We start from the raw sequence: 26,328 nt of genomic DNA, 5'->3' as shown, positions 1-26,328 counted from the left end.
GCCGGGTGTTGAATGAGGGTTGTGTCCGCTCACAAGCACAGCCATTCCCGCAGCCACACCCACGACCACATCGACTGGGCCGACCGGCTCACCCAGCTCCGCACGGCCGACACCCTCGACGCCGGCGCCCAGTCGGCGATCGCCCGCCGCCTCGTCGCGGCCCTCCCGCGCGGCGCCACGATCGTCGACCTCGGCTGCGGCGCCGGCGGAATGAGCACCCACTTCGCCCGCGCCCTGGCCTCCCACGGCGGCGGCACCCTCGTCCTAGTCGACGCGACGCCGAGACTGCTCGCCGTAGCCGAGAAAACGGTCAAGGCTGCCGTGGAGGGCGGCCCTTCGGCTACCGGTTCTGTTGCCACATCCGCAGTCGGCGCGGCGGGGGTCGGTTCTGGCGCTGGGATTGCGCCTGCTGGTTCTGTTGCGACGGGTGCGGTCGACGGGGTTGGCTCTACGGACGCGGTCGCGCCTCCCGATTCGGCCGCGACTGGCGTGGCCAAGGGGGTTGGCGCCGGCTCTGGGAGCGCACCTACCGGTTCGGCCGGGGCGGCTGAGGTCGGCAGGCTTGATGCCGGGGCTGAGGACGCGTTTGCCGGGTCGGCTGCGACGGATGTGACTAAGGGCTCCGACACCGACGCCGGGAACGCGCCTGCCGGTTCGGCTGCCACGGGTGTGGCCGAGGAATTTGGCGCCGACGCCGGGAACGCGTTTGCCGGGTCGGCTGGCACGGGTGTGGCTGAGGGGGTTGGTGCCAGCGGCGAGGACGCGTTTGCCGGTTCGGCTGCTACGGGTGTGGCCGAGGGCTTCGACACCGACGCCGGGAACGCGCCTGCCGGTTCGGCTGGCACGGGTGTGGCCGACTCCGGATCCGGCCTGGTGTCCGCGGCTGGCGCCGGCTCAGCCGGTGCTGGGCGCGTCGAGGTGCGGACCGTGCTTGGTGACCTCGCCGATGCGGCGCTCCCGGAGTCCTTGCCGGCGGCAGACCTGGTGTGGGCGTCGCGCGTGGTGCACCATTTGCCGGATCAGCAGGCGGCCGTGGGGACTCTCGCGCAGGTCGCCAAGGCGGGCGGGCTGGTGGCGCTCGCCGAGGGTGGGCTGGATTTTCGTTGCCTGCCTTGGGATTTGGGTATCGGCCGACCGGGGCTCGAAGATCGGCTGCTGGCAGCGCAGGCCGAGTGGTTCATCGGTATGCGCGAAGGCATCGAGGGTGCGGTCGCGATGCCATACGGCTGGTCTGCAGCACTGGAGCACGCCGGCCTCACCGACGTCGACTCGTTCGGCGCGCTCGTACACCACCCCTCGCCCGGGCCCGCGATGCTGGCGGGTTACGTCGTCCACCGCATCACCCGCATCTTCGAGTTCGGCGGCGAGCACCTCACGCCGGACGATCGCGAAACCCTGACCTCCCTGCTCGACCCGGACGGCCCCCACCACCTCGCCGCCCGTCGTGACCTTTATCTCACCGGCGCGAAAACCGTCCACTGTGGACGGCGCCCGTGACCGCCCCCGACGCCACGTGCTCCCGCTGCAGCCGCACCCGCTCCGGCGAGCCCGACCCCCTGGCCCTCCTCTCCTGGGTCTCCACCAAGGAGGACGGCCGCGAACGCTGGCTCTGCCCGAACTGCGTCCGCGACCACGTCCGCGACATCGAAGCCAAACTCCCCGACGAATACTGGTGATCTTTCCCGGTGCCGACCTCACTTTCTCCACCTGACGCTCCGACCCCACCGCGGGCAACCCGCACGATCACCGCGGCTCACGCCCCGCCGCCCACGGGCCGACCGCCCACCGGCACGCGCAGGCCACGAGGCGACGCACGCCGGTGGGCGGTCGGCCCGGCGAGCGGCGTACCCGACCGGTGTTAACCGGTTAGCTGCGTGTGGTCAGTCGACCGGCTTGCTCGACCGCAGCGGCGCACGTGCGGACGGCTTGTGGTTGGCCAGCAGCACGCGCCCGTCCGCAGCACGCCGGGCGCGCGGCAACCGTCCGGAGCGACCGGTGGGGTACCGGGGAGCGGGGCGCCACGGCTACGCGGCCGTTCCCGAGCGGTACACGGCGTGGACCTTCGGGCGCGGGGTGCGGGCCGCCTGGGTGTACGCGCGTACCAGTTCGCGGGCGACGCCCTTCGGGGTGTCGTGCAGTTGCTGGGGGGTGCAGCGCATCAGGACCGTGCCCGTGGCGGTGAGCGCGAGGTGGCTGAAGTCGGTGGGGCCGGCGGCGGTGCGGTAGCGCCAGGCGAGGCCGACCTCGTCCCACCACGCGTCGGCGGTGCCGATGCGGCGGCCGCGGCGGTCGCAGACCGAGACGTTCCACTGCGGGGCCGGCAGGGGCGTCTCGCGGAGGATGCGGAGGGCGTGGCCGTGGGCGAAGGTCTCGTGGTCGTCGAGCGCGCGGAGCACCGCGCGGACGGTCGCGGAGCCGCGCTGGTTGCCGGCGTCGAGCTCGGTCACGAGCTCGGCGCGGTCGCACAGCCCCCAGAGCAAGGGGAGCGTCACGAGGCGCTCGACGGCGGCCGGGTCCATCTCGCGGCGAGCCAGGTCGAGGGCGGCGCGCGCGGGGCTCGTGTAGGGCAGGCCGTTGATCACCACGGGCTCGGGCAGGCGGGCCGTGCGGGAGGTGAGCACGCCGTGTTCGGAGCCCGGGCGGCGGTAGTGCGGCAGGAGCAGGTGGATCTCGTCGGTGCACGGGTGCGCGACGCCGTGGGCCCGCAGCGCGTCCGCTCCCGTGATCACGGCCGTGGGGCCGTAGCGGGCGATCGTCGCGTGCAGCAGCTGTAATCGGGTCGGCGGTTTGTCCTGGATCAGGAACACGCCGGGGTACACGCGACGCCACGGTCCGCCCGGCCGGGCCAGCCGTGCGGCTCTTCGGTTCGAGACCCCCGCGCTGCGCAACCGCTTCAAGTCGATCACGCCGGCGGCGGAGGCGAACGCGCTCAAATCACTCAACGCAACGGCGCGGGTGCTTGTCGTAGTCGTCATGGTTCGAGGATGGCCGCTCGGCCATCCGAGTGGAACCGGCTTGGCGAATCTGTGGATAACTCCCGCTCGGCGGCGTCTGAAACGCCGGAGCCTGTGGACAACTCAGTGCGCGAACCCGGGCTGCCAGCGCTCCACGATCCCGCGCGCGGGCACTTCGGCGTCGAGCTGGCAGAGGATGCCCGTGGACCCGGCGGTGACCCGGTGGATCATCAGGTACTCGGGCGGCAGGTTCAGCGACCGGCCGACGCGGAAATCGCTGCCGCGGGTGTCGCCGACGCGGCCGGCCTGCTTCTGCATCCAGCGGCGCGTGAAGTGGAACGTCGGCGTGGCCAGCGGCTCCGTGAACGGCGCCAGGTACGCGAGCACCTCGTCGGCGGAGAGGTCGGACTCCGCGCGGACGAAGCCGTTCTCCCGTAGCAGCCGCATGAGATCGGCGGAGTCGCCGTCGAGTGCCAGCCGGGTCATCTCGCCCAGGTGCCGCGGGATGCCGTGGGGCAGCTTCGCGACGCCGCCGAAGTCCAGCACACACAGGCGGCCGTCGTCGGTGACCATGAAGTTGCCGGGGTGCGGGTCGGAGTGCAGCAGGTGCGCCCGGGCCGGCGACGAGTAGTGGAACTCCATGAGCAGCCGGCCGGCGAGGTTGCGGATCTCGCGGTCGCCGCCGGAGATGACCTTGGCCAGCGGGGTGCCCGTGACCCACTCGGTGATCACGACCTTCGGCGCGCTCGCCACCACCCGCGGGATCAGGAACTCCGGGTCGCCCTCGAAGGCCTTCACGAAGGCACGCTGGTTGTCGGCCTCGTTGAGGTAGTCGAGCTCCTCGTCCATGCGCTCGGCCAGCTCGGCGAGCAGCGGCTTCACGTCCGTGCCGGGCACGAACGCCTGGAACAGCCGGCTGAACCGCTGCAGCTGCCGCAGGTCGCTTCGCAGCGCCTCGTCGGCACCCGGGTACTGGACCTTGACGGCGACCTCGCGGCCGTCGTGCCAGGTCGCGCGGTGGACCTGGCCGATGCTCGCCGCCGCCGCGGGGACGTCGTCGAAGTGGGCGAACCGGCCTTCCCACGACCGCCCGAGCTGCTGGGCGAGCACGCGGCGCGTCTGCTGCGCCGACATCGGCGGGGCGGCCGACTGCAGCTTCGTCAGTGCTTCGCGGTACGGCTGGGCCATGTCGTCAGGCACGGCGGCCTCGAACACGCTCAGCGCCTGGCCGAACTTCATGGCGCCGCCCTTGAGCGTGCCCAGCACCTCGAACAGCTGCTCTGCGGCCTTCGCCGACAGTGTCGCGCTGACCTGGTCCGCGCTCTGCCCGGCGAGCCGCTTGCCCCACCCGCCGACGGCGCGTCCGGCGATCCCGAGCGGGATACTGGCCAGCTTCGCGGTGCGCGCGGCACCTCGTCGCGGCAGGGCTGATTCGCGGTCTGCGGCGGAATCGGTCACCCTGCGATTCTGCCTTGGTGACCTTGTCCGCCGCAGCCCGCCGGTGGGTGTGGGCTACGTCTCCGGAGGCGGCGCGGGGGCGCCGCAATCGCAGTCCGGGTGGGGCTCCCAGTACCGGTGGCGCAGGCGGCCCTCGAACGCGTCGAGCTCCATGGTGCTGTTCCAGCTCGGCGGCGGTTCGGTGCTCGGCGACAGCACGCGCAGCGCCTGCGCGACGGCCAGCGCGGCGCACGACTGCACGGCCCCCAGATCGGGCCGCTGGTCGACGTCCACGAGCTGGCTCGCGAGCCGCGGCCAAGCCGCGTCCAGGTCGGTGCGGTGCAGGTCGCAGCACCGCAGGCAGGCGCTGCGGCCGGGAACGACCAGCGGGCCCACGATCGGCGTGCCGTCGCGGACCTTCGCGGGCAGGTGCGGGACGCCGGCGTCGACGAGTTCGGCCACCAGCTCCGGCGCCGGAACCAGGGCATCGGTGAGTATCACGACGTCGGGGGTGCGGTGGTGGTTGCGGCCGGTGGTGACGTCGGGCGCGACGCGAGCCAGCACGTTCAGCACCGCTCGCCTGTGCGGCACGCCCAGTTCCGCCGTGGTGAGGCCGGAACCGAGGTCGGCTTCCCCGACCGTGCCGGACGCGCGGACGTCGATGTGCCCGATGCCCGCGTTGGCCAGCAGCACGGCGACGGCCACGGCGATCCGGCCATCGCCGCGGACGGTCACCAGGCTCTGCCGCCGCCGTTCGGTGAGCGCGGTCTGGTGGTGGCGGGCGCGCAGGGACCAGAAGCCGGTCTCGACGCGCTTCGCGGTGGGCGTGGGTGCTTCCGTGACGAGACCCAGCGCGGTGAGCTGCTTGAGCAGCAGCCGCAGCTGGTCGAGGTGTTCGCTCTCGGCGAGCAGGGTGTCGAGGTGGCGCCTGCCGTCGAGCCGGCGCACGAGCTCGACCACGCTCGGCTCGAGCCGGCCGGCCACGACGCCGTGGCGCGGGTCGAGACCGATCTGGATTTCGCCGCCGCCGCGTTCCAGCACGTGGAGGCCCTGGAGGAGCGTCGGGTAGGCCGGCAGCAAGACGTCCGGCGGTGGAACGGTGGACAAGGTCATGATGATCAGCTTGACACTCACTCGGCGTTGTACGGCCTCAAAAGCGCGAGTTATCCACAGGGCACGCAAGTTGTGGACAACTCGGGGCTGTGACCTTTCGGCGCTCCAAGTTGTCGGTCACTGGCCTTACCGTTGTCGAGTGGTCGAAGCACGGATGCCCTCACTGCGGGGCCGGGGCGGAACGAACGCCCCGTCGGACACTCCTGAACACAAGGTCGAGGTGCGGCGCAGCACGCGCCGGCGCCGGACGGTCACCGCGTACTGGAAAGACGACACCCTCGTGGTGCTCATCCCGGCACACTTGTCCCGCGCGGAAGAACGGCACTGGGTCGCGGAGATGGAGCGCAAGCTGCAGCGCCCGGAGCCGCGCAAGCCCGCGTCGCCGAAGGCGTCGGACGATGCGTTGCTGGCGCGCTGCGCCCTACTCGCGGCAAAGTACGTGCACCCGCGGGCGATACCCGCGAGCGTGCGCTGGGTGCCGCCCATGCGCACCCGCTGGGCCTCCTGCACCCCGGTCGACGCGACGATCCGCGTCAGTGACAGCCTGCAGCGGGTGCCGCAGTGGGTCTTGGACTACGTGCTGGTGCACGAGCTCGCCCACCTGCGGGAACCGGGACACGACGCCGCGTTCTGGACGTTGGTGAACCGGTACCCGAAGACGGAGCGTGCCATCGGGTACCTGGAGGGCCTGTCGGCGGCAGCGGGATGGGGGATATCGGCGGAAGACTGAGCGCGGGCTCCGGTTGAGCCGGGCAGTAGACGGCCGAACCGACCCGGTCCTCCGCCACGGGACGGCGGAGGACCGGGGTTGGTGCCGAGAGTCAGCACGACGGAGAGTCGCCCTTGTCGTCCGAGTCGGGCTTCGGGGCGGCTTCCGAGTCCGAGCCCGAGTCAGCGCCGGAACCGGAGTCGGTGCCGGACTCGGCAGCCGAGCCGGAAGTGGCGTCGGCTTCGCGCTTCTGGGTCCGTTCCAGCTCGGCGATGGGGTCGAAGTCGTCGCCGAGGACCGGGACGTCGCCGAGGCGGTCGGCGAAGTCGAGGGGCTCGTCGAGGTCCTCCGCGGTCGGCATGAGGTCCGGGTGAGACCAGAGACCGTCGCGCTTCTCCATACCGTGGCGGTCGCCCACGAGCTTCCACAAGGAAGACGCGGCGCGCATCCGACGGGGACGCAGTTCGAGGCCCACGAGCGTTGCGAAAGTCTGCTCTGCGGGGCCGCCCGTTGCGCGACGGCGGCGGAGCGTCTCGCGCAGGGCGCCGGCGCCGGGCAGCCGGTCGCCGATGGCCTCGGCGACCACGACGTCGACCCAGCCTTCGACGAGGGCGAGCAGGGTCTCGAGGCGCTTCAGCGCCGACTCCTGCTCGGGCGTGGTCTTCGGCTCGAGCAGGCCCGAGGACATGGCTTCTTCGATGCTCGCCGGGTTGGCCGGGTCGATCTGGCCGGCCAGCGACTCGAGCGCCGACGTGTCGACGGTGATCCCGCGCGCGAACTCCTCGACTGTCGCCAGCAGGCGCTGGCGCAGCCACGGCACGTGGGCGAACAGACGCTGGTGGGCGGCTTCGCGCGCGGCGAGGAACACGACCACCTCGCTGCTCGGCACCTCGAGCCCCTCGGTGAACTTCTCGATGTTCGCGGGCAGCAGTGCCGAAGTGTTGGCCGGGCCCAGCGGCAAGCCGACCTCCGTGGACGTCAGCACCTCCTGGGCGAGCTGCGCGAGCGCGTTGCCGAGCTGGGAGCCGAAGGCCATCCCGCCCATCTGCCCCATCATCGCCAGCAGCGGCCCGGCGGCCTGCTTGGCCTCCTCGGGCAGCGCCTGCATCCACGCGCCGGACACCTGCTGCGCGACGGGATCGCAGAGCCGCTGCCACGTCGGCAGCGTCTTCTCGACCCAGGTGCGCGCCGACCACGCGACGGTGGTGGTCGCGCCGGCCGGCAGGATCGTCGCCGCGTCGAGCCACAGCTCGGCGAGGTGGGCGGCGTCGCGCACGGCCGTCGACGAGTCGCCGGTGGACGAGGTGAAGCCGATCTTCGCGTCCTCCGAACCGCTGAGGTTCTGGAGCGCGATCTGTTTCGCCAGGTCGTAGTTCACCGGCCCGCTGGAGGAGCCCGCCTGGCTGAGCATCTGGCCCAGCTGGCTCAGCATCTGCCCGAGCTGGTTGAACGCCTCGGCGCCGGACGGCTGCTCCGGGTCGTTGTCGCCTCGTCTGTCGGGATCGGGCGGTCCGAAACCGAACGGGGGTTTGCTCATACGTCCACCGTACGCGGGTAGGGCCTCTCCCAGCGCGTCAACCATGGCCTTCACCGGGAAGCGAACACGGTCACCGTACGCTGTCGCTCGTGACCAAACCCGACGAGGAGACCGCGACCGCGAACAGCCGGACCGAGCCGTCGAGGGAACCGGCCCGCGAAGAGCGGCGGATGACCCGCCGCGGCTGGACCCTGCTGGTCAGCGGAGCGCTGTTCCTGGTGTTCGTCGTAGCCGGTTTCCTGGTCCAGGTGCCGTACGTGGCCATCAGTCCCGGACCCACGTACGACACGCTCGGTCGCGACGCCGCGGGCAACGAGGTGATCCAGGTCAAGGGCCACCAGACGTTCCAGACCAACGGCGAACTGCGCATGACGACCGTGTCGCTCAACGACGGGATCAACCTCTTCACCGCGCTCGGCCTCTGGGCCAGTGGCCGCTACGCCCTCGCGCCGCGCGAGGAGTACTACCGGCCCGGCGAGACCAACGAGCAGGTCAAGCAGGAGAACATCCAGCAGCTGCAGGACTCGCAGAGCAACGCCCAGGTCGCCGCCCTGCGCCGCCTCGGCTACCCGGTGGAGGTCGTCGCCAAGGAGATCGTGTCCGGCAGCCCCGCCGACCACGTGCTCGCGCCCGGCGACAAACTCGTCACGGTCAACGGCAAGCCGGTGAAGGAGGCCGCCGACGTCGCGGCCGCGCTCACCGGTACCAAGCCCGGGCAGACCGTGCAGGTCACTTTCCAGTCCGACGGGCAGCCCCAGCGCACCGTCCCGATCACGCTCGCCCAGCGCTCCGACCGCACCCAGGGCTTCATGGGCCTGACGGCCGTCGACCACGCGCAGGCGCCGTTCGACGTCAACATCTCCCTGCAGGACGTCGGCGGCCCGTCGGCAGGCCTGATGTTCACGCTGGCGATCATCGACCGCCTCACCCCGCCCGGGCAGCCCGACAGCAACCTCGCCGCCGGCCGCCACATCGCGGGCACGGGCGAGATCAGCGAGACGGGCGAGGTCGGCCCGATCGGCGGCATCTCGTTCAAGGTCGTCGGCGCGCGCGAGGCGGGGGCCACCGACTTCCTCGTGCCCGCGCACAACTGCGCCGAAGCGAAATCGGCCGTGCCCGACGGGCTCAACTTGATCAAGGTGTCCACTCTGGACGATGCGCTGACCCAGCTCCAGAACCTCAAGGCCGGCCGGCCCACCACGCACTGCTGAGGACCCACCGTGCCAGCACCCGCCCGGATCCGGAGGCCCCCATGCGGAGGCCCCCGGCTCGTGGCGGCTCAGGGCAGCAGCGTCGTCTTCAGCGCTTCGAGCAGGTTGGGTGCGAGGTCCGGGCTCTCGACGATCTCGTCCAGCGCGTCGGCGTCACCCGGCTCGTCCGGCCGCGCACCGCGCAACCGCATCACGCACGCCACATCGCCTTCGCGCAGCACCGCCGCCACGAGCCGCGCTTCGGTGCGCCGCGGGTGGTCGGCGGCCGCGCGGCGCAGGCGCTCGGCGTCGGCCTCGGCGACGCCTTCGAGCTCGGCCTCGACGTCGGGTGGCAGCACGATGATCTCCTGCGCGAGCGCGCAGCCCACCACGATCTCGGGCCAGGCGATCCGCCCCAGCGACTCGGCGAGGTCTCCCTCGGGCAGCGCCTCCTGCGCCACGGGCGTCAGCGGGTTCGCGCGGTCGAGCTGGCCGGCCAGCTCGGGCTGCTCGTCGAGCAGCGCCGCGGTGGGCACCAGCGCGAACAGCTGCGGCGGCTGGTCCCAGCCGCCGGAGGCGACGAACTCTTCGACTTCCCGGGCCAGGCCGGCGACGGGGTTGGCGGCGGGCGGATCGGTCGGAAGCATGGCGACATCGTCGCAGGCCGCCCCGCACGGCGTCGTCCGACGTCCGGTTTGGGCGGTCCCGGGAACTCGGGAAGCCATCCGTAGAGTTAAACCGTCAAGGGACGTCCGCGTCCCCGCGATCGTGTTCACGAAGACAGGAGCGTTGCCGTGGCGTCTAGGCCCGTGAGCCTGAAGCTGTCCCGCCGCAGCCGGATCCTCCTCATCGTCGCCGCGGTGATCGTGCTGGCGCTGCTGCTGGGCGTCAGGCTCCTCGACACCTACGTCGACTGGTTGTGGTTCGGCGAGGTCCACGCGCGCCAGGTGTTCACGACGGAGATCCTCACCCGGATAGTCCTCTTCGTGGCCGTCGGGCTCCTCGTGGGCGGCACGCTCGCGGTCAGCCTGATCATCGCGTACCGGACGCGCCCGGTGTTCGTGCCCGTCTCGGGCAGCGACGACCCGCTGTCGCGCTACCGCTCGATGATCGTCGCCCGCATCCGCCTGTTCGGCATCGGCATCCCGCTGATCACCGGCCTCATCTCCGGTGCGTCGGCGATGGGCGACTGGCAGCTGGTGCAGCTGTTCCTCAACGGCACGTCGTTCGGGCAGAAGGACCCCCAGTTCGGGCTCGACATCGGCTTCTACGCGTTCGACATGCCGTTCGTGAACTGGCTGCTCGGCTGGCTGTTCATCACGGTCGTCATCTCGTTCTTCGGCGCGCTGATCGCCCACTACATCTTCGGTGGCATCCGCCTCGCCGGCCGCGGCGGCCAGCTGTCGGGCCCGGCGCGCGCGCAGCTCGCGATCACCGTTGGCCTCTTCGTGCTGCTGAAGGCCGTCGAGTACTTCTTCGACCGCTACAACCTGCTGCTCTCCGATCGCGACATGCCGCTGTTCAACGGCGCCACGTACACCGACCTCAACGCGGTGCTGCCGGCGAAGCTGATCCTGCTGTGCATCTGCGTGATCTGCGCCGTCGCGTTCTTCGCCGGCGCGTTCCTGCGCAACCTGCAACTGCCGGCGATCGCGCTCGTGCTGCTGATCCTGTCGGGCGTGCTGATCGGCGTCGCGTGGCCCGCGATCCTCGACCAGTTCTCGGTGAAGCCGAACGCGAACGACAAGGAAGCCACCTCGATCCAGCGGAACATGGACGCGACGCGCTCGGCGTTCGGGCTGCAGAACGTGAAGTACGAGAACTACCCGGGCAAGAACACGGCGACGTCCGACGCGGTGAAGGCCGACACCGGCACCGTGTCCAACATCCGGCTGCTCGACCCGAACGTGCTGAGCGACACCTTCACCCAGCGCGTCGGCCGCGAGAACTTCTACGGCTTCCCGGCGAAGCTCGACATCGACCGCTACACCCTCAACGGCACCACGCAGGACTACATCGTGGCCGCCAAGGAGATGAAGACCGACGGGCTGACCGGCAACCAGACCAACTGGATCAACAAGCACCTCGTCTACACCCACGGCAACGGGTTCGTCGCCGCGCCGGCCAACACCATCGACCGCGCCGTGACGGACGTGTCCGACTCGAACACCGGCGGCGGCTACCCGATCGCCACCACGAGCGACACGACCAACCCCACCGGCGCCGGTTCCGTCGGTGGCAAGCCCGGCATCCGCGTCGACCAGCCGCGCATCTACTACGGCGAGCTGGCCAACGAGAACGACTACGCGATCGTCGGCGGCACACCGGGCAAGGCGCCCGGCGAGTACGACACCGACAGCCAGCGCAACTACCTCTACACCGGCTCGGGCGGCGTCCCGCTCAGCAACTGGTTCAACCGGCTCGCGTTCGCGGCCGAGTACGGCGAGCGCAACATCCTGTTCTCCGACGCCATCGGCGACGGTTCGAAGATCATGTACAACCGCGACCCCCGCGACCGCGTCAGCAAGGTCGCGCCGTGGCTGACGCTCGACGGTGACCCGTACCCCGCGGTCGTCGACGGCAAGATCGTCTGGATCGTCGACGGCTACACCACGCTCAACAACTACCCGTACGCGCAGCAGACGCAGCTCGGCGAGGCCACCAACGACTCGCTCAACGGAGTCACCAAGCAGGCCAACAACTCGATCAACTACATCCGCAACTCGGTGAAGGCGACCGTCGACGCGTTCAACGGCACGGTCACCCTGTACTCGATCGACGACAAGGAACCCGTCCTCAACGCGTGGGAGAAGGTGTTCCCGGGCCTGGTGAAGCCGAGCGCGGACATCTCACCCGACCTGCGGGCGCACTTCCGCTACCCCGAGGACCTCTTCAAGATCCAGCGTGAGCTCCTCGCCCGCTACCACGTGGACAGCCCCCAGGAGTTCTACGCGCAGCAGGCCTTCTGGAGCGTCCCCCAGGACCCGACGGAAGACGGCAGCGCCACCACGGCGGCCGCGAACGTCGCGAACCAACCCGGCTACTACGTCCTCGCCGACGCAGCGGGCGAAGGCACGCCGACGTTCCAGCTGACCAGCGGGCTCACCGGTCTGCAACGGCAGTACCTCGCGTCGTGGATGTCGGTCTCGTCCGATGCGCAAGACTACGGCACCATCCGAGTGCTCCGGCTACCCCCGGCCAGCGGTTCGAACCAGGTGGACGGGCCGGTACAAGTCCAAAACAGATTCCAGAGCGACCAGCAGGTCGCTTCCGACCGGACCCTGCTCAACAACCCCAACGTGGTCCCGATCTACGGCAACATGATCACGCTGCCGGTCGCCGACGGGTTCCTCTACGTCGAACCCGTGTACATCAGACAGCGCAACCAGCTGAGCTACCCGCAGCTGGCCCGCGTGCTCGTGTCGTTCGGCTCGCAAGTCGGCTACGCACCGACGCTCAACGAGGCACTGGACCAGGTGTTCGGCAAGGGCACCGGCGCCGCGGCGACCACACCGGTCGAAGGGGCACCACCGGCTTCGACGAAACCGACCACCCCGGCGTCACCCGCCAACCCCACGACAACCACACCCCCGCCCAACTCGGGCGGCAGCAACCAGGCACTCGACAAGGCAGTGACGGACATCCAGTCCGCGCTGGCGAAGCTCAAAGCCGCCCAGCAGTCGGGCAACTTCGCCGACCAGGGCGCGGCACTCGCCGCCCTGGACGCCGCGGCGAAGGAGTACGAATCGGCCAAGGCGAGCCCCCCACCGGCCGGCAGCGGAACACCCCAACAGCCCGGCGGGTGACGTCGCTTACGCGAAGGGGCACCTGCTTTGCACCCACGAGAAACCGGGGCGTAAGGTAGGTGTCACCGACGCGGGGTGGAGCAGCTCGGTAGCTCGCTGGGCTCATAACCCAGAGGTCGCAGGTTCAAATCCTGTCCCCGCTACAGAGTGCAGAGGGCCTTTGCTTGCATAATGCGCAAGCAAAGGCCCTCTTTCGCATTTTCTTCGGGCGTCGAACCCCCGGGCCCCCGCCAGGAGGGGCTTCGCCCCCCCTGGACCCCCCAAGGTGGGTTGCGTTGGCTGGTGAGCGTTGCGTGCCGTAGTGGGTGGGAGAGGTGGGCTGCGGTTTGCGGAAAGCGCAAGCAAGGGCCCTCTTCCGAATTTCTTCGGGGGTCGAACCCCCGGGCCCCCGCCAGGAGGGGCTTCGCCCCCCCTGGACCCCCCAAGGTGGGTTGCGTTGGCTGGTGAGCGTTGCGTGCCGTAGTGGGTGGGAGAGGTGGGCTGCGGTTTGCGGAAAGCGCAAGCAAGGGCCCTCTTCCGAATTTCTTCGGGGGTCGAACCCCCGGTGGCTCCTGCGTGCGGTGGTGGGTGGGAGGCTCTGGCTGCGGTTTGTGGAAGGGCAAGTGAGGGGCGTCTTCCGCATTTCTTCGGGGGTCGACCCCCCGGCGTCCGCCGGGAGGGGATTCGCCCCCTGGACCCCCGGGGTGGGTTGTGTTGGGTGGTGAGATTTGCGTGCGGCAGCCTGCGGTTTGGGCTCCACAGTGGTGTGTGGGGCTGGGTGGCGGGGGCGAAGGGGGAAGTGGCGTGGTTGCGGTGGTGGAGTTGGTGGCGCGGCAGGGCAATGAGGGCCGGTGCGGGGTTTATGAGGAGCGGCGCGAGCGCGGGCCCGTGGTCAGGAGCGCTGAGGGCCTTGTGGTGGACTGGGGTTCAGTGAGGCGGAAGCCGTCCTGAAGGGTGCCGGGTTCGGTCACCCGGAGCCGGAACTGGTGGCGGCGGGCGAACCGGGGCAGCCGGTGGATTGACAGGGGCGGGTGGTGCGCGCGCTGGCGTTCCTGAACCCGCCGGACCACACGCGGTTGCGACGGCTGGTGGCGAAGGCGTTCACGCCGCGCGTGGTGGAGGGGCTCAAGGCGCGCGTCGAGGGGTTGGTCGGGGAGTCGATCGATCGCGCGCTCGACGCCGGCGAGGCCGAGCTGATGGGAGAGCTGGCGGTTGCGTTGCCGGTGACGGTGATCGCGGAGCTGCTGGGCGTCCCGGTCGCGGACCGGGAACGGTTCGGCGCGTGGTCGGCCGCGATGGCGCGGGCGTCGGATCCGGCGTTCCTGCTGCCACCGGAAGCGGTGGAGCGAGCGGCCTCGGCGAGGCGCGAGTTCAACGCCTACTTCCGGGAACTGGCCGAGCAGCGGCGCTGGAAGCCGGGAGAGGATCTGCTGTCCGAGCTGGTCGCGGTGTCCGACCGGGGGGACGTGCTCAGCGAGGGCGAGCTGCTGGTCACGTTGACGCTGTTGCTGATCGCCGGGCACGAGACGACGACGGACCTCATCGGGAACGGGGTGCTCGCGTTCCTGCGCAACCCGAGCAGTACGCGGTGTTGAGCCGCGACGGGTCACTCGCCGAGGCAGCGGTCGAGGAAGTCCTGCGGTACGACTCGCCGATCCAGCTCACGCTGCGCACCGCGCTCGTCGACACCGTCGTGGGCGGTGTCGAGCTGACGGCGGGAACGCAGACCGTGGTGCTGATCGGGGCAGCCAACCGGGATCCGCGGGCGTTCCGGGACCCCGGGGTGTTCGACCTCGCCGCCGAGCGCGGCACCTGTCGTTCGGGCACGGTGCGCACTTCTGCCTCGGCGCGCCGTTGGCGCGGCTGGAAGGGCGGACGGTGTTGCGTGAACTCGCCCGGCGCGTGCCCCGGTTGACGGCGGCGGGGGAGCCGGTATGGGCGCACACGGTGACGCTGCGAGGGTTCGAGTCGTTGCCCGTCATCGTGAAGTGAGCCAGGAGAACTAGCCGTCCGGGCGGACCAGGGCGGCGGCCGCCAGGAAGGGTAAAGCGGGAAGGTCCGCTGTGGACAGTGGGCCGGGGGCAGGTCAGCGTCGGAGTGCCGAAGAGGACGTGGTGGTTCGAGTGGAAGAGCGTGCTGGCCCGAGAGCCGCCCGGTAAGGGGAAGCCGGGCAGGCGCGTGCCGGTCAACGGGTGGGCGCCGCCGGGGCCCGGGTAGCGGACGGCGAGACCGCAGACCAGACCGGACAGGTGGCGGGACACGTCGGGCAGGTCGGCCGGCGTCGTGAAGAGGGCGCGCACCGCGCGGCTCGACGTCGACCGGGAGATGAGGCCGTTCTGGGCGGCGACGTTCTCCAGCACCCCGGCGCCGACGGTGTGCCGTTCCGGCTCGTAGGTGTCGAGCACGGAAGTGTCCCCGCGAATGGCCGCGGCGAGCTGCCAGCCCAGGTTCATCGCGTCCTGGACGTCGAGGTCCAAGCCCTGGCCGCCGGCGGGGAAGTGGATGTGGGCCGCGTCGCCGGCCAGCAGGGCGCGGCCGGTGCGGTAGCGGGCTGCGTCGGAGAAGCGGGACAGCCAGCTGATCTCCTTGATCGTCACCGGGCCGTACGTGGCGGCGACAGCCGTGTGCACCTCGTCGGCGGGGACGGGGCTGCGGAAGTTCGCGGGCCGGTGCGCGCGGTCGCCGAGGGTGAGGCGGTACAGCAGTGGCTCGTCGAGCGGGATGAGCCCGCAGAAGCCCGTCGGGCGGCGGAGCGGACCCTGCCGCGCACCGACGTCCACGCAGCGGCCGCGCCGTCCGGCCCGCGGCCCGCGACGATGTCGGCCACCACGCCGTAGCCGCTGCCGTCGTCGCCTTCGAACGGCACGCCCAGCAGCCTGCGGACGGTGCTGCGGCCACGGACCACCTCTCCGGCCATGGCCCGCACTCCCTCGTCGTCCTGGGTGAGGGAGACCAGCTCGTGCCCGCGCAGTACCTTGCCGCCCAGCTCGACGAACCGCTCCTCGAGCAGGTCGTCGACCCGCGCCGGCGGGATGCCGAGCTGGTACGGGTGCGGCGTAGCTCACGGGGATGACCGTGAAGTGTCCCTCCTGGACGGTGGCGAACGCGCGTTCCTCCGCTCTCGACAGCGATCCGCAGGTCGGGCACCTCCGCGGTTCCTGATTGCAGGTTCAGCGCCTTCGACAGCCGATGCGCTCGGGCAGCCGTTCCACCACCACGGCGCTGACCCGCGGCAGCCGCCACGACGACATCGGCGTGCGGCTCGTTCACAGCCACTCCTTAACGTTGTTAAGTTGACCTGCCGCCACGTCCCTTTAACATCGATAAATTGTCGAGCCAGGAGGACGCCATGGCCCTGACCAGGCAAGAAATCGCGCGCTCGGGGTTACGCCTGCTCAACGAGGTGGGCCTGAACGGGCTGACCCTGCGGCTGATCGCCGGCGACCTCGGCGTCAAGGCGCCGGTGCTGTACTGGCACCTGAAGAACAAGCAGGAGCTGCTCGACCGGATGGCCACGCAGATGCTCGCCGACGCCGTGGCCGACCGCCTGCCACCCGACGGGCTCGACCCGTGGCAGGCCCTCGAACACCAGGTCAGGATGGCGCCGTACCTTGCTGGCCTACCGTGACGGCGCGAAGGTCTTCTCGGGTACCTACCTCGACGACCTGCGCTGCTCGGCCCGCGGCCGCTGCAGGACCTGATCGACGCCGGGCTCGACGGCACGCTGGCGGCGTGCGTGTCGTTCACCGTTTACAGCTTCGTGATCGGGTTCACCATCGAAGAGCAGGCCGTGTACCCGCGGCCCGGTGAGCGGGACGAACGCTACGGCCCGGACGACGAGGGTGCCGCGATCTCCCGCGATGTCGAAGCCGGGTTCTCCGATGGCCTCGCGATGGTGCTGGGCGGGGCCCGGCAGTGGGCCGAGGCGGCATCGTCGCAGGTAGACGGTGCGCTTGAGGGTTAACGGGGGGTCCCGGAATAACCCCTGGACCCCTGCTGTTAGTCTATTTACACACGACGCGGGGTGGAGCAGCTCGGTAGCTCGCTGGGCTCATAACCCAGAGGTCGCAGGTTCAAATCCTGTCCCCGCTACTGCGAAAAGCCCGGTTTGCACACAGTGCAAGCCGGGCTTTTTCGTGCTCTGACCTGCCGATTCGCTCAGGTGGTGGTTGCGCTCCGGCGCCCTGGTCGTTTTGCGCCGGAACGGGCGCCCGTCCGGTTGCGGAGCGTGTCCAGGTCCACAGTGGACCTGCTTCCGGATTGGGCCGAACGAGGGGATAACACTAGCCACAATGGACAGATCCCGAGGCCACTGTGGACATACCGCCGAAGAAGTGGGAACGTAGGGGTGTGTCCGAATTGAATGCAACAGCCGCCGCTCTGCTCGGTCTCCTCCACGACGGTCCCGCCACGGGTGGGCAGCTGGTCGCGGGCGCCGACGAGCGCTTCGGCGCCTTCTTCAGTGTCACCCGCAGCCAGGTCTACCGCGAGCTCCCGGCGTTGTCCAAGGAGGGCCTCGTCCGGCTGGGCAAGCAGGGTCCGCGCTCGAGCCAGCAGTACGTGCTCACCGCGGCGGGCAAGAAGGCCTTCAAGACGTGGCTCACGTCCGAGGCCGGCCCCGACCACCTGCGCAGCCCGCTCATCCTGCGGCTCGTGCACGCCGGTTCGCTGACGGCGAAGCAGCGTTCGACGCTGCTCGATGCCGCCCGCAGCACCTACCAGGGCCAGCTCGACGAGGCCAAGGCCGCCACGAAGGGTGCCGACGGCCCGTACGCGAAGGCCGTCGCCGAGTTCGCGCAGGCGCAGGCCAAGGCCGCGCTGAAGCTGCTCGACGCGATCCCGCAGGCCTGACGCCCGCCGCAGCCCACGACCGGTGCGCAACCGGTCGTGGGTTTTGCCGTAACCTTGGACATCGTGAGTGATGAGTTCGATGCGGCCCTCAAGGACCTGTCCGGCAAGCTGACGCAGATCGAGTCGGTGATGGACCTCGATGCGCTGCGTGCGCAGGTCGCGGAGCTCGAGCAGCAGGCGTCCAGCCCCACCCTCTGGGACAACCCGGAGGAGGCGCAGAAGGTCACGAGCCAGCTGTCGCACCGCCAGAGCGAGCTCCGGCGCGTCTCGGAGCTGCGCCAGCGCCTCGACGACATCGGCGTGCTCTACGAGCTGGCCGAGGCCGAGGGTGACGCCGGCAGCGTGCAGGAGGCCGAGGGTGACCTCACGGGCCTCGGCAAGGACATCGACGCGCTCGAGGTCCGCACGCTGCTGTCCGGTGAGTACGACGACCGCAACGCCGTCGTCACCATCCGCGCGGAAGCCGGCGGCGTCGACGCGGCCGACTGGGCCGAGATGCTGCTGCGCATGTACCTGCGCTGGGCCGAGCGCCACGGGTACCCCACCGACGTCTACGACATCTCCTACGCCGAAGAGGCGGGCATCAAGTCGGCGACGTTCAAGGTGAGCGCCTCCTACGCCTACGGCACCCTCTCGGTCGAGCAGGGCACCCACCGGCTGGTGCGGATCTCGCCGTTCGACAACCAGAGCCGGCGCCAGACGTCGTTCGCCCACGTCGAGGTACTGCCGGAGGTCGAGGAGGTCGACCACGTCGACATCCCGGAGAAGGACATCCGAGTCGATGTCTACCGTTCGTCGGGCCCCGGTGGACAGAGCGTGAACACCACCGACTCCGCGGTGCGCATCACGCACATCCCGACGAACATCGTCGTCTCCTGCCAGAACGAGAAGTCGCAGCTGCAGAACAAGGCGGCGGCGATGAAGGTCCTCCAGGCGCGGCTGCTGCAGCGCAAGAAGGAGGAGGAGCGCGCGGAGATGGACGCGCTCAAGGACGGCGGCTCCAGCTGGGGCAACCAGATGCGCAACTACGTGCTGCACCCGTACCAGATGGTCAAGGACTTGCGGACCGAGCACGAGGTCGGCAACCCGAGCGCCGTGCTCGACGGGGAGATCGACGACTTCCTCGAAGCCGGCATCCGCTGGCGCAAGCAGGCCGCGGTCGCCTGATCCACTTTCGACAGACCTGCGAAACCTTCGGACGAGGGGCTTCCGCTACCGCCCGGCGCGGCGAACGCCACGCTCGGCGACGACGGGAGTCCCTCGTCGCATGAGGGCACGGGCAACCCAGGCTTAACGAGAGTCATGGGTAGTATGCCGAACCGTGATCCGGCTCGAAGAGGTTTCCAAGGTCTACAAGACCTCGACCCGTCCCGCTCTCGAACGGGTGTCGGTCGACGTCGGCAAGGGTGAGTTCGTCTTCCTCATCGGCCCGTCGGGTTCCGGGAAGTCGACGTTCCTGCGGCTGCTGCTGCGGGAAGAGGTGCCCACCAAGGGCCGCGTGATGGTGTCCAACTTCGACGTCGCCAAGCTCGCCCGGCGCAGGGTCCCCCGCCTGCGCCAGACGATCGGCTGCGTGTTCCAGGACTTCCGCTTGCTGGCCAACAAGACCGTGGCCGAGAACGTCGCGTTCGCGCTCGAGGTCATCGGCAAGCCGCGCAACACCATCAAGAAGGTCGTGCCGGAGGTGCTCGAGCTCGTGGGTCTGGAGGGCAAGGCCGACCGCCTGCCCAACGAGCTCTCCGGTGGTGAACAGCAGCGCGTGGCGATCGCGCGCGCGTTCGTGAACCGGCCGCTGGTGCTGCTGGCCGACGAGCCGACCGGGAACCTGGACCCGGACACCAGCCAGGACATCATGCTGCTGCTGGAGCGCATCAACCGCACCGGCACCACCGTGCTGATGGCCACCCACGACCACTCCATCGTGGACTCGATGCGGCGCCGGGTCGTCGAGCTGCAGCTCGGCCGCGTGATCCGTGATGACGCCCGCGGGGTGTACGGCATCGGTCGCTGACCCGAGCTGACCCAGCCGCCCGCCCTCCCCGACAGCCCCGACCCAACAAGGGACAAGTACCTGCGATGCGTGCCAGTTTCGTCTTCAGCGAGGTCCTCACCGGTTTGCGCCGGAACGTCACGATGACCATCGCGATGATCCTCACCACGGCAGTCTCCCTCGCCATGCTCGGCGGTGGCCTGCTGGCCGTGCGGACGATCGACAAGATGAAGGCGAACTTCCTCGCCGAGGTCGAGGTGCAGGTCAGCCTCGTCGAGGACATCAGCGCCAACGACAAGAACTGCTCGCAGCCGCTCTGCAGCGGCCTGCGCCAGTCGCTGCAGAGCAACCCGGGTGTCGAGTCGGTCGTGTTCGAGAACCGCGACCAGGCCTACGACCGGTTCAAGAAGATCTTCGCGAGCCAGCCCGAGCTGCTCGAGCTCACCGGCCCGGAAGCGCTGCCGGCGTCGCTGCAGGTCAAGCTGAAGGACCCGGACCGCAGCGCGGCGATCATCGCCGAGTACTCGGGCAAGCCGGGCGTGCGCAAGGTCGACGACCAGAAGAAGTTCCTCGACCGCGTGTTCAACGTGTTCAACGGCATCCGCAACATCGCGTTCGGGATAGCGCTCATCATGGCCATCGCCGCCCTGCTGCTGATCGCGAACACGATCCAGGTGTCCGCGTTCACCCGGCGCACGGAGGTCGGCATCATGCGGCTCGTCGGCGCCACCCGGTGGTACACCCAGCTACCGTTCCTCCTGGAGGCGGTGGTCGCCGGCGTGGTCGGTGCGGTGCTCGGCATCGTCTTCCTGCTGGTCGCCAAGCTCTCCTTCCTCGACTCCGTGCTCACGGGTGAGGTCTTCCCGCAGATCACGACGCTGGAGCTGCTGTTCCCGGTGGCCCCGATCCTGTTGGCGGTGTCGGTGGTCATCTCGGCGATCACGGGTTACGTCACGCTCCGCCTGTACGTCCGCCACTAGCGGGCCGATAAGCACCTGCTCGCGGCCCGGGAATCACGTAGAGTGGTCACATGCCCAAGGAACGTGGTCAGAAGGTCATCGCGTCGAACCGCAAGGCTCGGCACGATTACTCCATCCTGGACACCTACGAAGCAGGACTCGTGCTCCAGGGCACGGAGGTGAAGAGCCTTCGGGCCGGCAAGGCTTCGCTCGTCGACGCGTTCGCGACGGTCGACGACGGCGAGGTGTGGCTGCGCAACGTGCACATCCCGGAGTACACGCAGGGCACGTGGACCAACCACATGCCGCGGCGCACTCGGAAGCTGCTGCTGCACCGGCGGGAGATCGAGCGGCTCATCGGCAAGACCAAGGAAAGCGGTCTCTCGCTCGTGCCGCTGTCGATGTACTTCAAGGACGGCAAGGTCAAGGTCGAGATCGCGCTGGCCAAGGGCAAGAAGGCCTACGACAAGCGCCAGTCGCTGGCCAAGCGCGACGCCGACCGCGACATCAGCCGCGCGATGGGGCGGGCGCTGAAGGGCCGGTTCACGGAGTGACGCCGGGCCCCGCTTCGGACGCCGACGTCGCGCGGTGGACCGCCTCCCTCGGTCTCGACGGGCTCGTCGACATCCACGTGCATTTCCTCCCGAAGCCGGTCATGGACAAGGTCTGGGCCTACTTCGACCGCGCGCAGGAGCACTACGGCACCGAATGGCCCGTGCACTACCGCACGCCGGAGGCCGAACGCGTGCGGACGCTGCGCGAGCTGGGTGTGAAGAAGTTCGCACCGCTCGTCTACCCGCACAAACCGGGCATGGCGGAGTGGCTCACGTCGTGGGTGCTGGAGTTCGCCGAGCAGGTTCCCGAAGCGGTGCCGACGGGCACGTTCTACCCCGAGCCGGCCGCGGCGTCCTCAGTGGACGAGGCCCTGCGGGCGGGTGCGCGGTGCTTCAAAGCCCACGTGCAGGTCGGCGCCTATGACCCGCGCGACGACCTGCTGAAGCCCGTCTGGGGTTCGCTGGCCGACGCGGGCGTGCCGGTTGTCGTCCACTGTGGACACGGCCCGCTTCGGGGCGACTTCACGGGCCTGAACGTGTTCGCCGAGGTCCTCGAGCGGCACCCGGACCTCACGGCTGTGCTGGCCCACGCCGCGATGCCCGAGTTCACGAGCGCGTTCGAACTGATGGCGCGTTTCCCGCGCGTGCACATCGACACCACGATGGTCGGTGTGCCGTTCGCGCAGAAGATGTCACCGCTGCCGGCCGACTGGACGGCGCGCCTCGCCGACTTCGCCGACCGCGTGGTGCTCGGCACGGACTTCCCGAACATCCCGTACTCCTACGCCACGCAGCTGCAGGCGATCGCCGGCTGGGCAACCGACGACCGCCTGGGCGAGCCGTTCCTGCGGGCCGTGCTGCACGACACCCCCGCGAAGCTCCTCAGCGTTTGACCCGCGCCGTCTCGGCCACCGTCACGGCCCGGTCGAGCAGCGGCGTCACGGATACCTGGCGGCCGGCGAGCGCGAACCCGGCGGCGAGCAGCGCGACCCACGGGATCGGGCCGTGGGCGAAGGCGACGCTCAGCGGCTGGAACCCGTGCGCCGCCAAGCCGAGCAGCCCACCGGACGCGAGCAGGCCGGCCAGCACCAGCTGCGGCGTGCGGGCGGTGACCACCACGTCGTCGCGCTGCAGCTCGAAGCGGGCGAACAGCCGCAGCAGCACCAGGAGCACGGCGGCGCAGAGCGCGAACCACGCGGGCGCCATCACGAGCCACAGCACCGAACCGGGCGCGGGCGTCACGTACCCGAGGCCGAGCACCGTCACGCCGGAGACCGCGATCAACGCCGGCATGTGCCACAGGTACACGCTCATGAACCGCGCACCCAGCCAACTCAGCACGGTGCCGAAGTGCGGCCGGGCGGCCAGCGCGGTGAGCTGCGGGCGGAACGCCAGCAGCAGACCCAGCTGACCGACGGCGAGGAACAGCAGCAGCACGGTCGGCGGGCTCATGTTCGACACGGGCGCGCCCGGCATGCCGATCATGCTGGCGGGGTAAGGGCCGAACGCGACCAGCAGCGCCGTCACCCCGAAGCCGGCAGCGGACAGCGCCAGCGCCCCGCGGTGCGTCAGCTCGCCCAGTTTGCCCTCCACGTAGGCGAACCCGAGCTGGTGCACCGCGACCCACACGAACACCGCGTTGACGTACCCGATCAGCCCGAGGTCGGCGAAGCGCGCGACGTCGACGAGCGCGCCGGCCACCGCCATCACCAGCGGCACCTTCAGGCCCCAGCGGCGGTGCGCCGCGACCATCACCGGCGTGAGCAGCACCGTGAGCACGTACACCGAGAGGAACCACAGCAGCTGCGCCGCGATCGAGCTCGCGATCTGCCCGGGCTGCGGCGGAATCCCCAAGCCCTGCAACAGATCCGGCACCACGAGCCAGACGGCGAGCAGCGGAAGCACCGGCACCAGCAGGCGCCGCACGCGCGCCGCGAGCCACGCCCGCGACGATTCGGCTCGGCGCAAGGAGATCAGGTTCGCCGCGCCGCCGGCGAAGAACACGAGTGGCATGACCTGGGAAAGCCACGTCACCGTCCACCAGCCGGGCGTCGCCAGCGCGTTGCCGGTCGCGAGGGTGCCGTGGGAGTAGGAGAGCACCGGCATCACCCAGTGCTGCGTGATCACCGCCAGGATCGCGCCCGCCCTGACCACGTCGAGGAACTTGTCCCGGCCGGGTTTCAAGGCCGCTGTGCTGACCCGCAGCTGGCTCGTCGTCATGCTGTCCAGGCTGGCCGCTCCGGCCTGCGGAAACAGCGGGGTGAGCCGCCGAGTTCGACCTCGGGTTGAGCCCTCGGCCGGTACGGGGGTTGTCCCTACCTCAGGCCGTCGGGCTCCGATTCGGAGTGCGTGGGTTCGGTGTGCGTCGTCGCGCTCACGCGGTACTCCCACCCGTGCTCGGTCAGGCCGAGTTCGTACAACGTCTCGATCTTCGGGCCGCCGTGCAAGTGGATGTGGCGCACGATCGTGCCCGGAACCGGTTCCTGGTCGGTGAGTTCCTGTACCCGGCCGTCGAGCGGGCCGCCGAAGAAGCGCACACTGCGGTCGGTCACCGGGTACTCCTCACCAGACATCCGTCCATCGTAGGTGAGGCTCTCGCGTGCGTGCTGCCGCCAGAACGGGTGACCGTGATCTCGTCAGCGGCCCAGGTACGTCAGAACCGCGCGGACCCGCCGATGTTCCTCCGCGCTCGCTTCGAGGCCGAGCTTGGAAAAGATGTTGCCGATGTGCTTTTCCACGGCGCCGTGCGAAACCACGAGTGAGTTGGCGATCGCCGTGTTGGACAGACCTTGCGCCATCAGGCCGAGCACTTCCGATTCGCGCGCGGTGAGCGAGTCGAGCGGGTTGCGGCGCCCGCGTGCCATCAACTGCGCGATCACGTCCGGGTCGATCGCCGTCCCGCCGTTCGCGACACGGCGCACGGCGTCGAGGAATTCCGCGACGTCGGCGACGCGCTCCTTGAGCAGGTAGCCGACGCCGCCGGCCCCACCGGAGAGCAGCTCTACTGCGTAGCTCTCCTCGACGTACTGCGAAAGAACCAACACGGGCAGGCCGGGGACGGCCTGGCGCGCGGCGAGCGCAGCGCGCAGACCCTCGTCGGTGAACGTCGGCGGCATCCGCACGTCGACGATCGCGAGGTCGGGCCGGTGCTCGGTGACCGCGCCGAGCAGGTCGTCACCGTTGTCGACGGCGGCGGCGGTTTCGATGCCCTCGTCGGCGAGCAGGCGCGTGACCCCTGCCCGCAGCAGCACGGCGTCTTCGGCGATAACTACCCGCATCAGGCCCCCCAGGCTCGTGAGTGAAGTCCTCCGGGGCTATTCACTCACGAACGGGTCACCACTGGCACGGCAGGTCCGCCCGGATCACCGTCGGGCCGCCGACCGGACTCACCACGGTGATGACCCCGTCGATCGTCGCCGCGCGGTCGGCCAGGCCGGCGAGCCCGCCGCCCGGGCACACCTCGGCGCCGCCGTGGCCGTTGTCGGTGATCTCGACGATCACGTGAGTCTCGCTGCGCCAGACCTTCACCACGGCCTCCGTGGCGCCGGAGTGCTTGGCGATGTTGGTGAGCGTCTCGCCGACGATGAAGTACGCCGTGGTCTCGACCGCGGCCGGCGGGCGCGGCTCGACGTCGACCCGGACGTCGACGGGGATCGGCGACTTCGCCGCCTGCGCCGACAGTGCCGCGTCGAGGCCGCGGTCGCCGAGCACGGCGGGGTAGATACCGCGGGCGAGGTCGCGCAGCTCGGAGACGGCGAGCTTAGCGTCGGAGTGGGCTTCGTGGATGAGGTCGCGCACGGCGTCGGGGTCGTTGTCGAACTTCGACTTCGCGCGGCCCAGGCTCATCGCGACGGCGACGAGCCGCTGCTGCGCGCCGTCGTGCAGGTCGCGTTCGATGCGGCGGCGTTCGGCTTCCGCCGCGTCGACCCCTCGTGCTCGCGACGCCTGCAGGTGCTCGGCCTTCGCCTCAAGCTTCTTCGTGCGGTTCGGGCCCAGCAGCGAGAGCGCGAGGTTGCCGTGGAGCCAGCCCAGCCACGGTGTCACCCAGATCGCCATCGGCAGCAGCGCGATCGACGCGATCGCGACCGGCAGCTCCGCGACGGCCAGCGGGAACGCGATCATCAGGTAGGCCAGGTCCCGCCACGTCGTCGGGTCGGTGAGGCGGGTGAGCCAGCGGCGCGTCAGCGACTGGCCCTCCAGCGGCAGGCGTTCGACGGGCGTGAGCGGCGTCCGCAGCATCTTGCGCGTCCAGCGGCGTTCGACGTCGCCCGACCAGCGGACGAAGCCGGTGGTGGCGAGCAGGATCGGGAACCCGACCCACACCACGACGGTGCCGACGCCGACCGTCGCGCCGACCACGATGAGCACGAACTGCACGAGCCGGAACACGAAGCTCGTGATCATGTAGACGATCGTGCGCGCCGGGTTCGGCCGGGGATGCTCCGGCAGCTGCTGCTCCGTGGTCATCCGGTCACCGCGCTCATCCCGTCGATCTCCTGCCACGAGCGCTCCATGCGCCGGCGCTGGGAGACGGTGGGCCGCAGCAACGCCACGGCGAGCCCGCCGTGCACCGCCGCCAGCCCCCTGGTCAGCGCCACGGACAAAGCGGCGAACAGCACCCCCAGCGCCGCCCACGGCAGCGCGGCCACCGTCGTGTCAACGGTGAACCACCGCACATCGTATCCCGGGAAGAACCAGGCACCCTCCGGCAGGAAGCGGTAGTAGATCGGCAACGCGACCAGCGCCAGGCTCACGGCCCAGAACGTCACGACCAGCACGAACTCCACCAGCGCCGCCGGGAACAGCAGGACGAAGTAGGCGAGGTCGCGCCAGGTGGCGCCGTCCTTGACCCGGGTCACCCAGCGGGCGCGCTGGCCGCTCGGCGGAAGCGGCAGGTACGGGCTGTCGATGTAGGTGTCGAGCAGCGCGAACACGCGCGCCCGCTCCAGCCGGCCGCCGCCACGGGCGAGCAGCACCAGCAGACCCAGCAGGGGCAGCCCCAGCCACACCACGGCCGTGCCCAGCCCCGCCGAGGACAGGACCGTGATGAGCGTGATGGCGAGGATGCCAAGCGGCAGGTTGAGCAGCAAGTACGCGAGTGATCCACCGAACGGCGGGTTGCGCCTCTTCGCAGCGGACACGGTGACCATGGCGGGGCTCCTTCGCAGGGCGGTTGACCTGCTCAGCTTCGCTCCGGCCCCCGCCCCGGAAGAATGGGGTGCGCGGGCATCTCCGGGGTAGGGCCGGCC

The 26,328-nt window shown here is 70.2% G+C and carries 25 protein-coding genes, 2 tRNA genes and 1 pseudogene; 17 read left to right on the top strand and 11 right to left on the bottom strand.

Features of this window, described 5'->3' with window-relative positions:
- Positions 1–21 precede the first annotated feature (21 nt).
- Complete coding sequence (locus I6J71_RS51395) at positions 22–1,497, top strand: methyltransferase domain-containing protein (RefSeq protein ID WP_370542027.1); 1,476 nt, start codon at positions 22–24, stop codon at positions 1,495–1,497.
- Positions 1,494–1,676 carry a hypothetical protein gene (locus tag I6J71_RS37960; RefSeq protein WP_204091261.1) on the top strand — a complete coding sequence of 61 codons (183 nt, stop codon included), beginning with the start codon at positions 1,494–1,496 and terminating at the stop codon, positions 1,674–1,676. Before I6J71_RS51395 ends, I6J71_RS37960 begins: the two co-directional genes overlap by 4 nt.
- Before the next feature lie 348 nt (positions 1,677–2,024).
- Here I6J71_RS37960 and I6J71_RS37955 read toward each other — a convergent pair whose 3' ends face one another.
- The 3 genes from I6J71_RS37955 to I6J71_RS37945 all read right to left on the bottom strand — a co-directional run bounded on the left by I6J71_RS37955 (position 2,025) and on the right by I6J71_RS37945 (position 5,504).
- Positions 2,025–2,975 (bottom strand): hypothetical protein, encoded by a 951-nt coding sequence (locus I6J71_RS37955; protein WP_204091260.1) that lies wholly within the window; start codon positions 2,973–2,975, stop codon positions 2,025–2,027.
- 102 nt (positions 2,976–3,077) lie between these two features.
- The gene (locus I6J71_RS37950; RefSeq protein ID WP_204091259.1) at positions 3,078–4,412 is read right to left on the bottom strand and encodes an AarF/ABC1/UbiB kinase family protein; all 1,335 of its coding nucleotides are present in this window, start codon (positions 4,410–4,412) and stop codon (positions 3,078–3,080) included.
- A 54-nt stretch (positions 4,413–4,466) separates the two neighbouring features.
- On the bottom strand, positions 4,467–5,504 hold the full coding sequence (locus I6J71_RS37945) for a hypothetical protein (RefSeq protein ID WP_204091258.1): 1,038 nt from the start codon (positions 5,502–5,504) through the stop codon (positions 4,467–4,469).
- Between the two features lie 220 nt (positions 5,505–5,724).
- Between I6J71_RS37945 and I6J71_RS37940 the strand changes: the two genes are divergently transcribed.
- Entirely contained in the window at positions 5,725–6,234 is a 510-nt protein-coding gene (locus I6J71_RS37940; protein ID WP_239155534.1) for a M48 family metallopeptidase, read from the top strand.
- 91 nt (positions 6,235–6,325) lie between these two features.
- On the opposite strand, the gene I6J71_RS37935 is transcribed toward I6J71_RS37940, so the two are convergent.
- Positions 6,326–7,750, bottom strand: coding sequence for a zinc-dependent metalloprotease (locus I6J71_RS37935; protein ID WP_204091257.1), 1,425 nt, complete (start codon positions 7,748–7,750; stop codon positions 6,326–6,328).
- Positions 7,751–7,941: 191 nt separating this feature from the next.
- Here I6J71_RS37935 and I6J71_RS37930 point away from each other — a divergent pair, with 191 nt between their 5' ends.
- The gene (locus I6J71_RS37930) at positions 7,942–8,961 is read left to right on the top strand and encodes a PDZ domain-containing protein (RefSeq protein WP_204097435.1); all 1,020 of its coding nucleotides are present in this window, start codon (positions 7,942–7,944) and stop codon (positions 8,959–8,961) included.
- Between the two features lie 68 nt (positions 8,962–9,029).
- Here the strand turns inward: I6J71_RS37930 and I6J71_RS37925 are convergent, their stop codons facing one another.
- Complete coding sequence (locus tag I6J71_RS37925) at positions 9,030–9,587, bottom strand: PPA1309 family protein (protein WP_204091256.1); 558 nt, start codon at positions 9,585–9,587, stop codon at positions 9,030–9,032.
- A gap of 162 nt (positions 9,588–9,749) precedes the next feature.
- Between I6J71_RS37925 and I6J71_RS37920 the strand changes: the two genes are divergently transcribed.
- From I6J71_RS37920 to I6J71_RS51390, 4 genes are all read left to right on the top strand, one after another.
- A complete protein-coding gene (locus I6J71_RS37920) occupies positions 9,750–12,746 on the top strand; it encodes a UPF0182 family protein (protein WP_204097434.1) in 2,997 nt (998 codons plus the stop codon).
- Between the two features lie 69 nt (positions 12,747–12,815).
- Positions 12,816–12,889 (top strand) — tRNA-Met (locus tag I6J71_RS37915).
- An 870-nt stretch (positions 12,890–13,759) separates the two neighbouring features.
- Positions 13,760–14,320, top strand: a complete 561-nt coding sequence (locus tag I6J71_RS49380) for a cytochrome P450 (RefSeq protein WP_239155635.1) — start codon at positions 13,760–13,762, stop codon at positions 14,318–14,320.
- On the top strand, positions 14,314–14,640 hold the full coding sequence (locus I6J71_RS51390) for a cytochrome P450 (protein ID WP_370542026.1): 327 nt from the start codon (positions 14,314–14,316) through the stop codon (positions 14,638–14,640). Before I6J71_RS49380 ends, I6J71_RS51390 begins: the two co-directional genes overlap by 7 nt.
- Positions 14,641–15,085: 445 nt before the next feature.
- Here I6J71_RS51390 and I6J71_RS51385 read toward each other — a convergent pair.
- Positions 15,086–15,505, bottom strand: a pseudogene (locus I6J71_RS51385) (FAD-dependent monooxygenase); the annotation flags it as partial.
- A 548-nt stretch (positions 15,506–16,053) separates the two neighbouring features.
- Between I6J71_RS51385 and I6J71_RS51380 the strand changes: the two are divergent.
- The 9 genes from I6J71_RS51380 (at position 16,054) to I6J71_RS37865 (ending at position 21,972) form a co-directional block, all read left to right on the top strand.
- Positions 16,054–16,353 carry a TetR family transcriptional regulator gene (locus I6J71_RS51380; protein WP_370542025.1) on the top strand — a complete coding sequence of 100 codons (300 nt, stop codon included), beginning with the start codon at positions 16,054–16,056 and terminating at the stop codon, positions 16,351–16,353.
- A 108-nt stretch (positions 16,354–16,461) separates the two neighbouring features.
- Positions 16,462–16,689 carry a hypothetical protein gene (locus I6J71_RS51375; protein WP_370542024.1) on the top strand — a complete coding sequence of 76 codons (228 nt, stop codon included), beginning with the start codon at positions 16,462–16,464 and terminating at the stop codon, positions 16,687–16,689.
- A gap of 54 nt (positions 16,690–16,743) precedes the next feature.
- Positions 16,744–16,817 (top strand) — tRNA-Met (locus tag I6J71_RS37895).
- 258 nt (positions 16,818–17,075) lie between these two features.
- Complete coding sequence (locus I6J71_RS37890; RefSeq protein ID WP_204091255.1) at positions 17,076–17,576, top strand: PadR family transcriptional regulator; 501 nt, start codon at positions 17,076–17,078, stop codon at positions 17,574–17,576.
- Positions 17,577–17,639: 63 nt separating this feature from the next.
- Complete coding sequence (gene prfB / locus I6J71_RS37885; protein WP_204091254.1) at positions 17,640–18,743, top strand: peptide chain release factor 2; 1,104 nt, start codon at positions 17,640–17,642, stop codon at positions 18,741–18,743.
- Positions 18,744–18,897: 154 nt separating this feature from the next.
- Entirely contained in the window at positions 18,898–19,587 is a 690-nt protein-coding gene (gene ftsE / locus I6J71_RS37880; RefSeq protein ID WP_204091253.1) for a cell division ATP-binding protein FtsE, read from the top strand.
- Between the two features lie 65 nt (positions 19,588–19,652).
- Positions 19,653–20,546 carry a permease-like cell division protein FtsX gene (ftsX, locus tag I6J71_RS37875; RefSeq protein ID WP_204091252.1) on the top strand — a complete coding sequence of 298 codons (894 nt, stop codon included), beginning with the start codon at positions 19,653–19,655 and terminating at the stop codon, positions 20,544–20,546.
- A gap of 50 nt (positions 20,547–20,596) precedes the next feature.
- Positions 20,597–21,079, top strand: coding sequence for an SsrA-binding protein SmpB (smpB, locus tag I6J71_RS37870; protein WP_204091251.1), 483 nt, complete (start codon positions 20,597–20,599; stop codon positions 21,077–21,079).
- A complete protein-coding gene (locus I6J71_RS37865; RefSeq protein ID WP_204091250.1) occupies positions 21,076–21,972 on the top strand; it encodes an amidohydrolase family protein in 897 nt (298 codons plus the stop codon). The genes smpB and I6J71_RS37865 overlap by 4 nt, the downstream gene beginning before the upstream one ends.
- On the opposite strand, the gene I6J71_RS37860 is transcribed toward I6J71_RS37865, so the two are convergent.
- From I6J71_RS37860 to I6J71_RS37840, 5 genes are all read right to left on the bottom strand, one after another.
- Positions 21,962–23,299, bottom strand: coding sequence for an acyltransferase (locus I6J71_RS37860; protein ID WP_204091249.1), 1,338 nt, complete (start codon positions 23,297–23,299; stop codon positions 21,962–21,964). The genes I6J71_RS37865 and I6J71_RS37860 overlap by 11 nt on opposite strands.
- Positions 23,300–23,394: 95 nt before the next feature.
- The gene (locus I6J71_RS37855; RefSeq protein WP_370542023.1) at positions 23,395–23,652 is read right to left on the bottom strand and encodes a hypothetical protein; all 258 of its coding nucleotides are present in this window, start codon (positions 23,650–23,652) and stop codon (positions 23,395–23,397) included.
- 63 nt (positions 23,653–23,715) lie between these two features.
- A complete protein-coding gene (locus tag I6J71_RS37850) occupies positions 23,716–24,357 on the bottom strand; it encodes a response regulator transcription factor (protein WP_204091248.1) in 642 nt (213 codons plus the stop codon).
- A 55-nt stretch (positions 24,358–24,412) separates the two neighbouring features.
- Positions 24,413–25,546: a sensor histidine kinase gene (locus I6J71_RS37845; protein WP_204091247.1), complete on the bottom strand. Its 1,134-nt coding sequence runs from the start codon at positions 25,544–25,546 to the stop codon at positions 24,413–24,415.
- On the bottom strand, positions 25,543–26,229 hold the full coding sequence (locus I6J71_RS37840; protein ID WP_204091246.1) for a sensor domain-containing protein: 687 nt from the start codon (positions 26,227–26,229) through the stop codon (positions 25,543–25,545). The genes I6J71_RS37845 and I6J71_RS37840 overlap by 4 nt, the downstream gene beginning before the upstream one ends.
- Positions 26,230–26,328 lie beyond the last annotated feature (99 nt).

The sequence above is a fragment of the Amycolatopsis sp. FDAARGOS 1241 genome (assembly GCF_016889705.1).
Taxonomy (GTDB): Bacteria; Actinomycetota; Actinomycetes; order Mycobacteriales; family Pseudonocardiaceae; genus Amycolatopsis.
Note: the sequence above shows the minus strand (reverse complement) of the source record. Positions and strands in the feature narration are given on the sequence as shown.

Coding starts and splice junctions, on each gene's coding strand:
- ftsX (WP_204091252.1), top strand. CDS start 19,653: ATGCGTGCCAGTTTCGTCTTCAGCGAGGTCCTCACCGGTTTGCGCCGG.
- I6J71_RS37935 (WP_204091257.1), bottom strand. CDS start 7,750: ATGAGCAAACCCCCGTTCGGTTTCGGACCGCCCGATCCCGACAGACGA.
- I6J71_RS37860 (WP_204091249.1), bottom strand. CDS start 23,299: ATGACGACGAGCCAGCTGCGGGTCAGCACAGCGGCCTTGAAACCCGGC.
- smpB (WP_204091251.1), top strand. CDS start 20,597: ATGCCCAAGGAACGTGGTCAGAAGGTCATCGCGTCGAACCGCAAGGCT.
- I6J71_RS37845 (WP_204091247.1), bottom strand. CDS start 25,546: ATGACCACGGAGCAGCAGCTGCCGGAGCATCCCCGGCCGAACCCGGCG.
- I6J71_RS37855 (WP_370542023.1), bottom strand. CDS start 23,652: ATGTCTGGTGAGGAGTACCCGGTGACCGACCGCAGTGTGCGCTTCTTC.
- I6J71_RS37925 (WP_204091256.1), bottom strand. CDS start 9,587: ATGCTTCCGACCGATCCGCCCGCCGCCAACCCCGTCGCCGGCCTGGCC.
- I6J71_RS37955 (WP_204091260.1), bottom strand. CDS start 2,975: ATGACGACTACGACAAGCACCCGCGCCGTTGCGTTGAGTGATTTGAGC.
- I6J71_RS37850 (WP_204091248.1), bottom strand. CDS start 24,357: ATGCGGGTAGTTATCGCCGAAGACGCCGTGCTGCTGCGGGCAGGGGTC.
- I6J71_RS37945 (WP_204091258.1), bottom strand. CDS start 5,504: ATGACCTTGTCCACCGTTCCACCGCCGGACGTCTTGCTGCCGGCCTAC.
- I6J71_RS37840 (WP_204091246.1), bottom strand. CDS start 26,229: ATGGTCACCGTGTCCGCTGCGAAGAGGCGCAACCCGCCGTTCGGTGGA.